Source organism: Planctopirus sp. SH287, assembly GCF_056500625.1.
Genome location: NZ_CM151403.1, coordinates 403965 through 418131 on the forward strand (window position 1 = coordinate 403965; position 14167 = coordinate 418131).

A 14167-nucleotide genomic window follows, 5' to 3' on the forward strand; every position below is an offset into this window, starting at 1 on the left:
AGACGATAATCAGACAATGATCAGACGACGAACGTTCGGCCGAATGGCTGGCCGTTACAACTCACCAACGTTTTGACCGTCGTTGATTTGCCGCAACCAATTGTAGGTGTTCACATTGATGTTTTCGCTCAAGAAAATGACCGAACCATCGGCTTTCACGAGATGCAGACCGCCGGTATGCGTGCTGCTAGACCCCCAGTCAGCCCCCCACGTCACGCTCGAGCGATTGATCATGTAGATTGAGTTGTTTCCGCCATAACTATCGACATCGTGGGAGGTCACCCCTGGGTGCCAAGTGGTAGAGTCTCCCACGTGACGTGCACCGATCCACAGTCCGGCGTTCCAGTTGCAATTAGCGGTTGCACATGTCTGCCGTCCGGCGCCGTCCTGCGTGCCCGAGCGTTCGACGACCATCGCTGTGTTCGATGTGCCATCAGTAATATCCCGCATCCGGATCGAGGAATTCACCGAGAACATGCCCTTGCGATCGTTCGCAGCCGAATTTCCCGAGTTCCCGAGGTAGTTCGTCTTGCCGAAATTGCTGCGCTTCGTGTTGATGAGCGGCATGGTGTCGGAGGGACAGCTGTATGCCGCCAGGCCCACGGAGGCCGCTGAGGTGGGAGCGCTGGTGCCGGTGGTACTCAATTGCCAGTGCCGCGTGAAGCCTGTGTCGGCACCGATCTTATTGTAGAGGGGCGCCTGATCGATATATGGCAGCACCATTGCAGACCACGCCAGTCCGTTGGAATTCTCCTGAAATGTTTGCGTCGCAATTGTGTGGCTGGAATTGGAGTCGATGAACCCGGGCGGGAAGACGAGGAAGGAGTCGTGGTAATTGTGCAGGGCCAAGCCGATTTGCTTCAGATTGTTCCGGCATTGCGTCCGCCGTGCTGCTTCCCGCGCTTGTTGCACCGCGGGGAGCAAGAGGGCGATCAGGATTGCGATAATCGCAATGACCACCAGCAGCTCGATGAGCGTGAAGCCTCGCCAAAGCGAGGCCGACCGTACCCGTGACGTTCTCATGTTGCAGGGACTCCGATGTAGAAGAAAAAGGGAGAGAGGAAGAGAGAAAGGGAAAGGCCGTACGAACGATGCCGAAACCGGCAATTACTTGATCGGCAATTACTTGGACGTGAGATCGAAGTCGTGAGTGTTTTTTCCAGGCTGAACACTCAGTTGAAGAGTTGACCGGGAGTTGTACTTCGCGGGAATGGGATCTTTGTATCCCGGCGGGGTAGGGGCATCGAGAATGGTCTCGATGCGGACCTTGTTCATGCCGACTTCAGCCCCCTTTAGCCCGCTGCGGAATTTCAGCTCGTAGATGCCAGAGGGATCGGTGTTTCCAAAAGCGATCTGGCCGTTGGCCGACTCAAAATTCACCGTGACGTTCGTGACCGGCTTCCCATCCAGAGTCACTTTGCCAGTGACCGTCCCGAGGGGAGGAGCATCGACCTTTCCGCCGCAACCAACGACAAGCACACAAGTTAAGATCGCGGCGATCACATGACGCACTGGCAGCATGGTGTAAACTCTCAGGGAAGTACATATAGATTCATAAGAATCTGTGAATGTATCCTGAGTTTTCACCCTGGTCAACAGTTAATGGATCGAGGCGGAGAGGTCGATTCGCCGGAAGATTATGTCTTTACAGAAGTTAGATGCAGTCGTTCTATCTACTCGCTATCCCCCAGATACTCTAGCTTTCCAGCAGCTCTTCCATGGCTGGGCTGTTGTTCCAAGCATTTCTGGTAGGCGCTCCGAGCCACTTCCGGCTGATTCAAATGGAAATGCATCTCACCGATGTAAAACCAGGGTGCCCCCTCGTCCGGGAGTAATCGAGCCGCTTCCAGAAGAGGCGGCAGTGCCTCTTGCAAGCGGTTTCGGCGGTAGGCGGCGATGCCAGTAGCCAATGCGCTGCGTCCGAGATGCGAATCTCTCTGTTGCGGGTGCTGTTCGCCGTAATAGGCTGCCAACTTGTCGTGGAGCGAGCGACTGTGGCCCAGTAATAAGGCTCGTTGCCAACTCGCGGCTGCCCGGTCTAAATCGCCCTGCATGCGCCAGGCGTCACCTTCCGCTTCCAGCGTCCAGGCGTTTTCCTGGCCCAAGGCTCGGAGTTTCGTGAGCAGCTCAAAAACCCTCTCCGGCTGCTGTCGACTTACAGCGTTGTAGAGCAGTTGCTCATCCACTGCCTGCTTTGAGATCTGTGGCGTGTCCCCGATCAGATCGTGTAGCTCCTGCACTTCTTTCTCAAAATCTGTCAGCGCCGCTCCCTGCGTCAACTGCTCCAGGCTTTTCATTTTGCGGGCAATTCCCGTCATTTGATCAAACGGTGAGACGTATTCCGTGTTGAAGTTCAACGAGACCAGGTGCGCCGATCGCTCGACCATCGCTGCCGCATGAAATGCTTCGCGATCCCGACCGAGTGCCGCCAGCGCGCGTTGCCGGAGGGCCTGAAATTCCAGGGAAAATTCGACTTGTTCGAGAACCCTGTCAATTGTCGGCAGTGCCTCTGCAGCCCGACCAGAACGGATCAGGAGTTTGGAATGCTGATAAGCCGCCGGGACGAAGGCCATGTTGCGGCGGAATAACTGTTCTGCCAGTTCTGCCTGTTCCAGTCGCAGTGCGTTACGCCCCATCGCGTATAACGCGCGAGCATGGGACAGTTTGTCGGCGGCAGAGCGTGCGGGCAATGCCAGGACTTTTTCATACTCCTGGGAGCTTTCCGCCATGCGTCCCATGCGATCCAGACTAAACGCCAACCCAAACTGGGCCGGTAGCGACCTAGGATCCATTAGCAGGGTATCGCGAAAGGTCTGTTCTGCATGCGCGTAAAATCCCTTTCCCAGCAGGGCCTCACCCAAGCGGGTCCAATCCCGTGCCGTCCCATTTGCAGCCGACTGGGCCAGTTGCTGGAGATCGGGAATGATCAGGGGATCCGCCAGATGCTCGTCGGGAATGCGTGGAACCGTGCTCCAGGCTTTTTGAACCAGCAGGCCACCACTCGCCAGAATTTGCAGCATCACGACGATCAGCAGCAGCCGCTCAGCGATCTTCATTCTTCGCGTCTCCTGCATTGAACCACGCCGAAATTCGCCCCAGATGCCGGTAAGGCCGCCTGATGTTCAAGCTTCCTGCCACAATGTCGGGACGTCCATCTCCCGTGAGATCACCCGCCGCGACGGTCACCAGATGCAACGGAGTTGGGCCGATCTGCCAGGGGGTGAAGTTCTGCCGTCCATCGTTCTCGAGCCAGATGATGCTGGCGTTTTCGCTGTGAAGCCAATCATTGGTCAGGCTGACTAACACGACATCCTGAGCGCCATCGCCATTGAGATCCGCCACGGCAGCAGCATAGGCCCCGCCCAGATTGCTGATGCGATGCGCCTGGAATTCCCACCCCCCGCGGTTTTCAAGCCAGTAACAGCCGTGATAAGGCTGTGGGTAGGCATCGAAATCCTCGAGATTGTCCCCGGCTGGCAGGATCAGATCCAAACGACCATCGCCATTCAAGTCGGCGGCGACCAGACCCGCCCCGCCCAGATCGGGATTAATGGTCATCCACAAACGTCGGGAAGTGAAGGTTCCGTCCCCCTGATTTTCAAACCCCCACAACTCCTCTTCTTCCTGCGTGACGATTGCAGTGATATCGAGGTCGCCATCGCCGTCGAAATCTCCCACAGGCACATGAATGGTCCCCGGTGCCTCCAACAAGAGATGATCCCGAAACCGAAAATCGCCCAGATTTTCCAGCCAGAGTATCGACCCGCGCGAATACCCGAAGACGGCGACCACCAGATCGAGTTTCCCATCGCCATTGAAGTCGCCAGTCTGCACATCGGCGACTCGACGGACATCGTCGAGAATCACATGCCGGACATACTCGCCATCGCGGTTCTCAAAGAGTTCGACTCTGCCGACAACATTGTCATCCGGCATGATGTTGCCAAGCACCGCAATGATGACGTCCAGGTCGCCGTCCTGATCGAGATCGGCCACGGTGATATGAGCCGGAACTGACACATCGGGAATCAAGACCGACTCGCGCCACGAATCATCTGGCTGTCGCTTGAGCATCACGATCTGGTTCGCTTGAGCATCTGCCGCCAGAATTTCGTTCTGACCGTCTCCATCCAAATCCAGGATTTGCACGTTCGTGATCAACGGCAGGCCAACGACGGGAGCGCCCAGCCGTTCAAAGCGAAAAGGCAATTCGGAAGGAGCGTAATGAGTGCCACCAGAATAGAGTTCGGCCTGCGGTCGCAGCGAAGGAACGATGCGTAACAGACCCAAAGTTCCCAAGGGAATTGCGATCGCAAGAATCAACAATCCGATGCATCGCGCCACAATCTGCTTTCCAAATTCATTTTGCGAGGTTGTCGGAAACTCCAGGGACTCACTGCTGGAGTACGTTCGCCCAGGACTGACTGCCTGACAGATTTCAGGGTTATCGGGCATATTCCCGAATCGCGCAGGGTGACCCCGGTTGAAATTCTAATTTCTGCCGAGGCCACTATACGGGCTGAAGCCTGGCTGAGGCGGACATTCTGATTTCTTTCTTCAGTTTGTCGCCTGCTGCTTCATCTCTTCCACGATCCAGAATACTGCGGGGCAGACCAACGCATTGTCGGCAATCCCCATCGTTCTCATCGTGAACCCCTCCTTGTCCGTATGCGGGAACTCCCGGCAGACAAGCGGCCGAACGTCGTAAATCTTACAGCGGTTGTCATCCCCAAGAAACGGGCAGGGCTGCTGGCGAGCATGATAGAATCCGTCCTCCTGACTGCCATATTCGCCATCGAATTCCAGGTATTCGTCAATGAACTTATCAGCCGTCATGTTCAGATGCCCGGCGATCCGTTCGATGTCTTCGTCCTTGAACTTGATCGTCATCGTCTTACAGCAATTGGCGCAGCGGGTACAATCGACGATCTGAAACGCTTGCTGGTGCAAAGTTGTTGTTGGGTTTCGATTTTTGGCTCGACTTTCGCGCCGCTCGGAAAGGTTCGACACGTTGAGCCTGTTAAAGTCGGAAAATCGGGAGTTTACAGAATCGTAATAAACGCGAAACTTGTCAAAGACAACTTGTTTATCCTTGCAATGCTTCCATTTATGCTAAAGAGGATTTGTCCTTATTACGTCTGCCATCTCCCCATCTTGAAAGTTCAATGCTACTTGTTGCCTATTCAGGCTATTCCCGTCTTTCTGCTCAAAACCTGGAGTTCTAGCAATGACCAGCCATTGCCGGGTCGCGATTCTTACAGAATACGAATCTTTTTCACGGGAAATTGCCGAACTGCTCTCTCATCCCACAGAGGGGCGGGTCTGTGCAACATCTGACGAGTTGTACAATGTGGTGAATGCCGGGCAGATCGACGCGATTGTCGTCACCAATGCCTTGGGCTGCTTCTTAAGTGGTGTGGATATCATCAACCGATTCGCGGAAGAATTGGTTCACCCGATCTGTGTGCTCATCGGTGATCTGACGCCCGCTCAAAAGCGTCGAGCCGAGGAACTGCGGGTTGGAACGGTTCTACCGAAAGAATCGACCCCGCTGGTCATTGCAGCGGCTGTCGCGAACGCGATTTCCAAAGAGATTCACACCGGCTTGTCGATTCCGCACGGTGCCCGAGTGCTGGTGAAAGACCAGAACTACATTGCTCCCATGCCACAATTGCTGGTAAGGATTTCCGGATTTTTGAATGATCCGAATGCCACTGTGGGCATGCTCTCACGAGAGATCTCGACCGATCAGCGCGTGACGGCTGAGCTATTAAAGCAAGTCAACAGTGCCGCTCTGGGATTGAATCATCGCGTTAAGAGTGTGCAGGATGCCGTGAGTCTGATCGGCGTCCGCCGGACTGTCGGATTGGTGCTGGCGGCCCATTTATTGGGATCGCGAAATTCAAAAGTGAAACCTTTGCCAAGTGGTTTAGATCTTCGTTTAAGGATGCGAAGTTTACTCACCGCCGTGACTGCCACTACCTATTCAAAGATGCGAGGTTTCCAATCGGCAGATCTGGCGTATGTTGTCGGCCTGCTGCAGGATATCGGAATTCTCATATTGCTCCATGAACTGGGAAATGATTACCAGCATACATTCGAGCGATGTGCGAACATTGCCCAGTTGCAACTAGCCCCTTACGAGAAGTCACAGCTTGGGTTTACTCATGCTGATGTCTCGGCTGCACTTTTACAGAAATGGGAATTACCTCCCCGTTTGATTCGATTGGTTCAACAACACCACGATCCGCTGGATCGTGTGGAAGTGAATCCGGGCGAAATCGAATTGATCCAGGCCATGCAGATTGGTGAATCGGTCGCGGTCTGCCGAGAGCACTTTTCGCCTCAGCGACAGATCCTTCTGAATCGGCTTGTCGCGAAATGTGGGGGGATGAATGAAGATACTTTTCATGGCTGCTTATCGCAGTCTGTCGCACAGACGATGGAAATGAGCAAACTTTTCAGTCTGCCCATGCCCGATACTCACAGCTTTCAGAAAATCATGCAGCGGATTGCCCGTGATGCTGATGTCGAACTCTCACCCGATTACCTCCCTCCCAATACCACGGGGGCCGTGCCAGAACCTGTTGAAACATTCGTCAATGTTCAGAAGCCAGCGGCTTATGGGAATTCCGAAGGAGCGAACGCGCATGGTTCTCCTGAGGTTAAGGCCAGTGCCCATGAAGCCAGTGCCGATGAGGCCCGTTTCAAACCAGCCGGCAACAATTCTGCCAATGTTAACGAAGTCTCGAGTTCGGCTAAAAATGCTCGTGTGGAGGTGAAGTCTGCAGAGGTTATGAAGGCGTCAGATAGCGTGCACTCTCTGGCAAGCATTCTGGACGATCACATGATCTGGCAATTTCCCCAGACGGAGGTGGCTGACCAAAACCTCGAACAGCCCAAATTTGTCAGACCAGAAGTCAATTTTCAGCAAGAAGTCATGCCCCCTCCTGCGAAACTGGGGAATGTCGGCTTTGAGGCATACTCTTGTGCTGAAAATCGCGGCTCACCGGCTGAGAAGACCATTGAGAAAACTGTACTGATTGTTGACAGGGATGTGGTTGCCCAGGAACTGGTGAAGTCTTCGCTGCAATCTTATGGGATTCATGTGGAATGCTGTCAGAATCCTATTGATCTGGCATTTCATGCTCAACGAGCCAGCCTGATTCTGATCGATATCCTCCCCGGCGAAAGTCGTGGGTTGGGGGAAATCCAGTGGCTGAGGAGCAAGCAGGTGATGATACCGATTGTTGCTATGAGCCGTGATGTTTCCCGTAATGCGGTGATTCTGGCGGCGAATGCTGGTGCTACGGACTTCCTTTCAAAACCTCTGGATATGAAATCCATTCAATCGAAAGTGTGGCGCCATCTTAATATTGGCCACATGGCTCAACCGGGCGAGATTAATTATGTGACGTCTCGTTAATACGCAACGACACCTTTGGATTTGATATAGCGATCCTGGTGCCGGGGTGAGGGCCTCCCTCAATCGTCATTCATGATAGAGAAAGACCGCCAACTATCTATCAGTGAGTATCTAACGTCGGGTGCCTGAAGCGACGGTGCATTGCACTAATCCCCGATATCCTTATTAACTAACACTATTTATTAACTCGCTAATCGCTGTGTCTACAGCTTAACAAAACCCCGAAAGGGGAGCGGCCACAACGGGGCCGCGGATCTTTAGTCATACGACCCGGCCGATAGGCCCAAACCCCGCGAGGGGGCTATTCGGGGGTGGCTGGGTTGGGGGTTGGGACGAGTGCTCCGTCTTTCTGGAGAATGGCGTACCATTTCTGGAGAGCGGCGTCGCGTCGGCCGGCAGCGTCCATGGGGCGGTATTCCAGCCGCTTGCCGGTAAACTTCTGGACATACCAGAATGCCATCTCACGAATTTCGACACGCTGGCTTCCCATCCAGTCGACCAGTTCTTGCGATGCCAATCGATCGGACGCAGCGGCGGGAGCGTATCCCCAAAGTAATCGATAGACGGCGGACGCATCGGATTCAGAATATTGTGTGGCCAGTTCTTCTTTGACCACCACACGGGATGAAGGCAAGTGGCCCAGCCATTGTTTTAACCAGAAGAAAGCCGCCATGCGGGCTTCTTCGTGTTCACTCTTGGAGAGTCCTTCGACGAGACCATCAATTCGTCCCATCAATCCCAGAGTATTGATCGCCAGTTCTGACATTTTGGGCCGGGCATCCACCACCAGAGCCAGCATGTTGAGATCGATATTCCCGCCGTCGTCAAACGCCCGTTCAAAGGCTGACGAAATTCGCTTGACGGCAGCGTTAGGAACTCGAGCCGATGCCTCCATCCATTCTGGCAGAGCCGACGAAATCGGCGGATTGGCTGCGAGATGTTCTGGTTGCTGGCTGATGGCAGAGAGCGGCACAAACACGCCGGGAGTGATTTCACGCGGAGCCTCGTTTCCGACAATCACACGGGCAGCACCTTTTGCCAGATACAGGCCAGAACTGATTTTGTTGGTTCCCAGATCTTGTTCAAAACGAGTCGGTTCGCGCCATTGAACCTCGATTCCGACCAAGACATCAGGAGTTGTGGGCTGGATTTTGGCGATGAGGCCTCCCACCTGGAACGTCCATTCAACAGGGGGCGAAAGTGCGTTGTTAATGCCTTGCCCCATCAGCGTCACGCGACCACGATCTATCAACAGTGAAGCGGGGGAATTTCCTACCGCCCCACCGAATCGCACGACAGATCCTGATAAGACATCAATCTGCCACTGAGACGAACCCGCTGTCGTATTAGATTCAGTCGCTGCCTGAGACGTTCCCGTGGTGAGCTGAAAGCGTGCTTCAAAAGGATCTGGCACCACGAGAACCGTGCCGGGAACGATTGTCGCTTGAGGAACGACGCGAACCCAGTTGGAAGTTTCTGGGTTTTTGCGAATGACAGCGCCTTCCGTCGAGACATATTTCACCACGGTTCCTGCTGTAAAGGCTTCCAGATCGGACATCGTGGGGCCGTTGTTATTTGCGGGGGCTTGTACTGGCGTGTTATTGGCGACATTTGTATTGGCCAGTGGCATTTTTTCCTGCGAGACAGGCATTGGTGATTCACCAGCAGGTGTCATTGGAAGCGTGGGAGTAGGAACGGCCGCCGCTGGTAGTGGCGCACTTTCCGCTGGGCGTTGTACCGTATTGACCGCAACCACAGGGGGAGTCGCAGCGTCTCCGTTCATTGGCTGAACGCTATTTGGTTGGCCGTTAGTTGAAGCACTGTCTGTCACACGACCAGGCGGGTTCGTCGGCGTCAGGCTCGCCACCTGTTGCGGAGAGGTGACAGGATCAACAGGGAGCAGATTGCTATCGACACCTTCTGGCTTCTTTTCATTGAGTGCTGTGGCAGGAGCCACGGGAAGCCTCGCGATATTCCCGCGATGAGGGGGCGTGGCGGGCTGCATGCCATATTCCAGGCCAGGGTCTCGAGACAACAGTGCCAACCAGGCCACACCAATCACACCCACAGCCAGAACGGGAAGAACCCGGTTTGTCCAGGATCTGGCCGTCGCTTGAGGGGCTTCAGAATATTCGGCACCCCGATAGTGAGGTGATTCTGATTGATGAGACGGGCTTTTGGATGGGGACTGTCCCAAGCGGGAAGTGTCGCTGGTCTCACCAATTCCTGCACGGTTTCCGTTCAGAGAAGGAACGGTTTCCGGAACGACTTTCGTCGGTGAAGGTGATTCTACAGCCGGGACTTCCAGCGGCGTCCCTTCAACAAGAGCATAGAGTCGTTCGCGAGAAGCCGCCGAAAACGTGACTGGCTCGGCTGCTGCCAACGTCAGGATCTGATGACATGCCGCCACCTCGGCCAGATGAATTTCTGATTCCAGGCAAAGACTCTCAATTTCAATCACCTGTTTGGGAGAAAGCAGGTCGTTGAGATATTCGGCCACCAGATTCGCGTCGAGAGACGTTTCTCCCGAACCATCCGGCAGAACGGAAGGAGCATTCAACCGGCGTTTTCGGATCACTTCACGAATACGACTGACCAGTTGTTGGACGTCTTCACTTTCGCGGATCCGCTCTCCCAGCACTTTTGCAGTCGCCGGCGGAAGAACGTCGTCCAGATACGCAAGCAAGGTTCGTAGAGTCAGTCGCATGATGTGTGCTCTCGGGAAAGCCGCAAGGGCCGTGTCACGGCACAAGGGCTGCTGGACATTTTCAAGGAGTGGACGCTTTGGGATGGCGAAGAGTCGGTTATCGCGCCCACACTATTTTTCTGCGTTCGTATTTTCTGCGTTCGTACATTGGTGTTCGTACAATAGAAGTGGGCTTTTGTGGTCGCCTTCGTTCAGAAATCCGGCTGTACCTCAAAAAATCTTCCAAAAAGACAGCACAACCCCGCCATGCCTGGCAGGAAGTCTTAGATTTGAAGGGAGTTGCGGCAGAGACGCCTTGACCCGTTCCCGCAGGCTTACCTATATCTACAATGCCAAGAATCTGTTTTCCCGGAGTTCCTTCATGCCCTGTCGCAACGAATCCACGATCCGCTTGCCATTCTTCCGCCTGTGGAGCGATGCCCTTCTGACAGCAGGGGCACTGGGAGCGTTCTCCCTCCTGTCAATGTTCCCCGGCGAAGCATCGGCTCAGGTGCTTCTCGGTGGAGAAATGCTGGTTAAAGGGGTAGCGACTGCTGAAGAGCGGGTGGCTCAGAGCGACCTCTGGGTCATGGATGTCGCCTTCAAACCGATGCGACAGATCGTTGTGGAAACCACCGATCCCAAAACCGGCGAAAAAAAACCTGAGTACGTCTGGTACATCACTTACCGCGCTTTCAATCGTCCCGTGCCTCAGCGCGAGCAGGACAACCTGCCAGTCAATGAGTTTGATCCCCCAGTTCGTCCGCCCATGTTCGTTCCTGAATTCACACTGGTTACAGAAGCCGACAAGCCGACAGTTACCCAGGATGCGGTCTGTCCTGAGGCCCTGGCAGTGATCAACAAGCGAGAGAAGTTCACGTTTCAGAACTCAGTGGATGCCGTAGCGCCCATTCCTCCGGCTGCCGAACCGAAATCTCCGGACGAGCAGGCGATTTCTGGAGTGGCGATTTTTCGCAATGTGGATCCCAAAGCCCGCCGCTATACCGTCTATTTGACCGGCTTCTCCAATGGAATCCGGAAAATCGAAGGCCCGGACGGTAAGCCTCTGGTTCAGCATAAGACACTGGTTCAGAAATACTGGCGACCCGGCGATGAGTTCGACCAACAGGAAGTCGAAATCCGTCTGGACGGCGATCCTCAATGGATCTATCGCTAAATTTGTCCGGCCCAGTTTCAGGGAAGATGCGGATCAGTAGAAGAGGGTGCGTTTCACGAACCCTGCGTCCTGTCATCCTGGCGGCGTAAAATCCACTGGTGAATGAACAACCGGCCATCATGCGTTTCCCCGACTCCCGCAAAGGGAGCGGCCACAACGGGGCCGCGAATCTTTAGCCCACGTCCCGGCGCTGAAAGAACCAAACCTCGCGAGGGGAGAGGGAGCCTTGGATCACTTGGTCAGTCGTCGTTCTCGCGATTGTTGCGCTTCTTCGATCGGTGGAACGCCGAAAAGTCTCTTGAACTCTCGGCCAAACTGCGAGGCGCTTTCGTAGCCGACCGCGTGTGCCGCCTGCGTTGCGGTATAACCTTCACGGGTGATCAAATTCTTTGCTCGATCCAGGCGTATCCGCTTGATGTATTGAATCGGCGAGGTCGAAGTGACGCTCTTGAAACTCTGGTGGAATTTCGCAGCGCTCATTCCCGCCTGTCTCGCAAGCTGTTCAACCAGCAGTGGTTGAGCAAACTGCGTGTGAATTAGTTTTAAGACGCGGGCTATTTGAGTGAAGTTCTCGCTACGTCGCGCCAGCACCGCAAGTGGGCCATCGGGTTCAGCCTGAAGCACGCGATATAAAAGCTCGCGGACAATCTGCCGCCCCAGCACGCGGCTATCCAAGGGTGATTTCAAACAGTGTAGTAGCCGCACGACTGTTTCTTGGATTTCAGCCGTCATTACAGAAGTTGAAATGCCACGAGGAACTATGTTCGAGCCACCTCCGATGCCATCCATTTCCAACACGACATCGGTCAGCACTGCCAAATCAACCATGACGGAGACCACCAGTAACGGGTGGTCAGGATCAGCGTCCCACTCACATTCTACCGGCATGGGAACCGACAAACTTAGAAAATGATCTCGGTCGTAGGTGTACGCGATGTCGCCCAGGTAGCTGCGTTTCTGCCCCTTGCCGATAAAGACGATGAGAGGCGCGTAGACAACGGGAGTTCGTCGAAGTGGTGTGGTATGTCGGGCGACTCGCACTCCTTCCAGATAGGTTGAGTGAATTCCCTCCTGGCTCGCCAACTCTGCTAATACCGTCGACAACGGACATCCCTCAGGCGTTGCGCGGTGATCACTGTTCGGATGGTTCATAGAATTCAGTTTAGCCGAACTTGGGCATTCTGTGCCATAATGGATAGGATTAGGCTAGACTTTAAGAGGATTAGGCCTTCTTTTGCCTCGCTTGTGATTCTCTAATGAGTTTGGTTCGGAGAGATATGATTAACCGAAGGCTCCAGCGAACGGCCTTTCCGTGTCTGTTCGTTCCGCCAAAGCCGTCGTGGCAGACGCCACCGAGAGGAAATGTTGTAGTGAAACCAATTTTCTTGTTTCTCGCGTCTTTTTCGCTCTCTGTCTTGCCATCTCTTGCGGTCAGCAGTGATTGGCCACAGTGGCAAGGCCCCAAGCGTGACGCCACTTCGCAAGAGCGAGGCCTGCTCCAGGAGTGGCCTGAAGGTGGGCCTCGCCTGGCTTGGCGAGCGGAGGGACTTGGTGGGGGAGACAGTGCGCCAGCGATTGCCAACGGCAAAATTTATGGAATGAGTAATCGCGACGGAAAAGAGATCGTGTGGGCACTTTCGGAAGCAGATGGCAAAGAAATATGGGCCGCTTCACTTGGTAATGCTGCCTCGCAAGGTGTGCCTCAGTCGAAAGAAGGCCCGGGCGGAACGCCGACAGTTGATGGTGACCGAATCTATGTCATCGGAATGAGCGGGCGGGTCGCCTGCCTTAATATCAATGATGGCAAGATTCTATGGAAAAAAAGTCTCATCGATGACTTCGGCGGGGCTTCACCGATGTGGAGTTTTCGTGAGTCGCCGCTTGTTGATGGTGACAAAGTCATCTGCACGCCGGGCGCATCCGACGCGATGTTGGTCGCCCTGGACAAGGTTAATGGCGAAGTGATCTGGAAGACAACCGCGCCGGCAATCCAACCTCCGAGTCCTTCAGCAAACGGCGCAGATCGTCCAGGCCGACGTGGGGGAAACGGTCGATCTGGTGGCCCTCGTCCAGGCGCCGCCTACTCGTCCGTCATCGCTATCGATTATGAAGGCTCGCGACAATACGTACAATTCACGTCAAGTGCGTTGATAGGCGTATCACCCGACAATGGGAAAGTGATTTGGCAATACGCCAAGCCCTCCAACGGAATGGGGATCAACTGTTCAACACCGATCTATCAGGACGGGCTGATTTTTGCAGCTTCGGCTTATGGAGCCGGGGGTGGTGCGGTCAAGTTGAAGAAGAACGACGACGGCCTTTTTGAAGCGAAAGAAGTCTACTTCACGCCGAACATGCAAAATCACCATGGCGGCATGATTGTCGTCGATGGCGCTCTTTACGGTGCCAATGGCGGGAACGGGGGAGGGTTCATGGCCTGCCTTGATTTCCAGACAGGCGAGACGTTGTGGAGAGACCGCAAAGGCCCCAAAGGGTCTTTACTTTACGCCGACGGACGCCTTTATCTCCGCAGTGAGGATGGCCCGATCGTCTTGATTGAACCTTCCAAGGAGGGCTTGATTGAACGCGGACGCTTTGAGCAACCTGATCGAACCGGTTTGCCAGCCTGGGCTCATCCTGTGGTCGCCAATGGCAAACTGTACATCCGCGACCAGGGGATGCTGCTTTGCTACGATGTGACGGCAAAATAGACGTGGAATCAGGTTCGCAGGCAAACACAATCATGGCAAGTCTTGAGCGAATGGCCAAGCTCCTGCGAAGCGATTAATTAACTCTGGCTCACACTGAATGTGACCCTGCGAGGAGAAGGGCGATGGCGGAGATGGTAAGGCGCTTCGGCGAGCCATCACCGCAAACG

General features: G+C 54.6%; 10 protein-coding genes. 3 read left to right on the forward strand and 7 right to left on the reverse strand.

Translation table 11 applies throughout. The annotated features are described in order from the left end of the window. Positions 1 to 54 precede the first annotated feature (54 nt). The 5 genes from SH287x_RS01440 to SH287x_RS01460 form a co-directional block, all read right to left on the reverse strand. Positions 55 to 1023 (reverse strand): DUF1559 domain-containing protein, encoded by a 969-nt coding sequence (locus SH287x_RS01440; protein WP_479516659.1) that lies wholly within the window; start codon positions 1021 to 1023, stop codon positions 55 to 57. Between the two features lie 99 nt (positions 1024 to 1122). After that, on the reverse strand, positions 1123 to 1521 hold the full coding sequence (locus SH287x_RS01445; RefSeq protein ID WP_479516660.1) for a carboxypeptidase-like regulatory domain-containing protein: 399 nt from the start codon (positions 1519 to 1521) through the stop codon (positions 1123 to 1125). Between the two features lie 152 nt (positions 1522 to 1673). Next, the gene (locus SH287x_RS01450; RefSeq protein ID WP_479516661.1) at positions 1674 to 3056 is read right to left on the reverse strand and encodes a tetratricopeptide repeat protein; all 1383 of its coding nucleotides are present in this window, start codon (positions 3054 to 3056) and stop codon (positions 1674 to 1676) included. Continuing rightward, positions 3043 to 4455, reverse strand: coding sequence for an FG-GAP repeat domain-containing protein (locus tag SH287x_RS01455; RefSeq protein ID WP_479516662.1), 1413 nt, complete (start codon positions 4453 to 4455; stop codon positions 3043 to 3045). Before SH287x_RS01455 ends, SH287x_RS01450 begins: the two co-directional genes overlap by 14 nt. A gap of 102 nt (positions 4456 to 4557) precedes the next feature. Next, complete coding sequence (locus SH287x_RS01460) at positions 4558 to 5010, reverse strand: YkgJ family cysteine cluster protein (RefSeq protein ID WP_479516663.1); 453 nt, start codon at positions 5008 to 5010, stop codon at positions 4558 to 4560. A gap of 217 nt (positions 5011 to 5227) precedes the next feature. On the opposite strand from SH287x_RS01460, the gene SH287x_RS01465 reads away from it, so the two are divergent. Beyond that, positions 5228 to 7426 (forward strand): HDOD domain-containing protein, encoded by a 2199-nt coding sequence (locus SH287x_RS01465; RefSeq protein WP_479516664.1) that lies wholly within the window; start codon positions 5228 to 5230, stop codon positions 7424 to 7426. A 301-nt stretch (positions 7427 to 7727) separates the two neighbouring features. Here the strand turns inward: SH287x_RS01465 and SH287x_RS01470 are convergent, their stop codons facing one another. Continuing rightward, positions 7728 to 10133: a hypothetical protein gene (locus SH287x_RS01470; RefSeq protein ID WP_479516665.1), complete on the reverse strand. Its 2406-nt coding sequence runs from the start codon at positions 10131 to 10133 to the stop codon at positions 7728 to 7730. Between the two features lie 361 nt (positions 10134 to 10494). On the opposite strand from SH287x_RS01470, the gene SH287x_RS01475 reads away from it, so the two are divergent. Continuing rightward, on the forward strand, positions 10495 to 11289 hold the full coding sequence (locus SH287x_RS01475) for a hypothetical protein (RefSeq protein WP_479516666.1): 795 nt from the start codon (positions 10495 to 10497) through the stop codon (positions 11287 to 11289). A 231-nt stretch (positions 11290 to 11520) separates the two neighbouring features. Here SH287x_RS01475 and SH287x_RS01480 read toward each other — a convergent pair whose 3' ends face one another. Beyond that, complete coding sequence (locus SH287x_RS01480) at positions 11521 to 12393, reverse strand: AraC family transcriptional regulator (protein WP_479516667.1); 873 nt, start codon at positions 12391 to 12393, stop codon at positions 11521 to 11523. Positions 12394 to 12659: 266 nt separating this feature from the next. Here SH287x_RS01480 and SH287x_RS01485 point away from each other — a divergent pair, with 266 nt between their 5' ends. Continuing rightward, entirely contained in the window at positions 12660 to 14000 is a 1341-nt protein-coding gene (locus tag SH287x_RS01485; protein WP_479516668.1) for a PQQ-binding-like beta-propeller repeat protein, read from the forward strand. Positions 14001 to 14167 lie beyond the last annotated feature (167 nt).

Bases quoted from the DNA above. Each gene is read 5' to 3' on its own strand.
- SH287x_RS01470 (WP_479516665.1), bottom strand. From the start codon at position 10,133: ATGCGACTGACTCTACGAACCTTGCTTGCGTATCTGGACGACGTTCTT.
- SH287x_RS01465 (WP_479516664.1), top strand. From the start codon at position 5,228: ATGACCAGCCATTGCCGGGTCGCGATTCTTACAGAATACGAATCTTTT.
- SH287x_RS01455 (WP_479516662.1), bottom strand. From the start codon at position 4,455: ATGCCCGATAACCCTGAAATCTGTCAGGCAGTCAGTCCTGGGCGAACG.
- SH287x_RS01475 (WP_479516666.1), top strand. From the start codon at position 10,495: ATGCCCTGTCGCAACGAATCCACGATCCGCTTGCCATTCTTCCGCCTG.
- SH287x_RS01440 (WP_479516659.1), bottom strand. From the start codon at position 1,023: ATGAGAACGTCACGGGTACGGTCGGCCTCGCTTTGGCGAGGCTTCACG.
- SH287x_RS01445 (WP_479516660.1), bottom strand. From the start codon at position 1,521: ATGCTGCCAGTGCGTCATGTGATCGCCGCGATCTTAACTTGTGTGCTT.
- SH287x_RS01450 (WP_479516661.1), bottom strand. From the start codon at position 3,056: ATGAAGATCGCTGAGCGGCTGCTGCTGATCGTCGTGATGCTGCAAATT.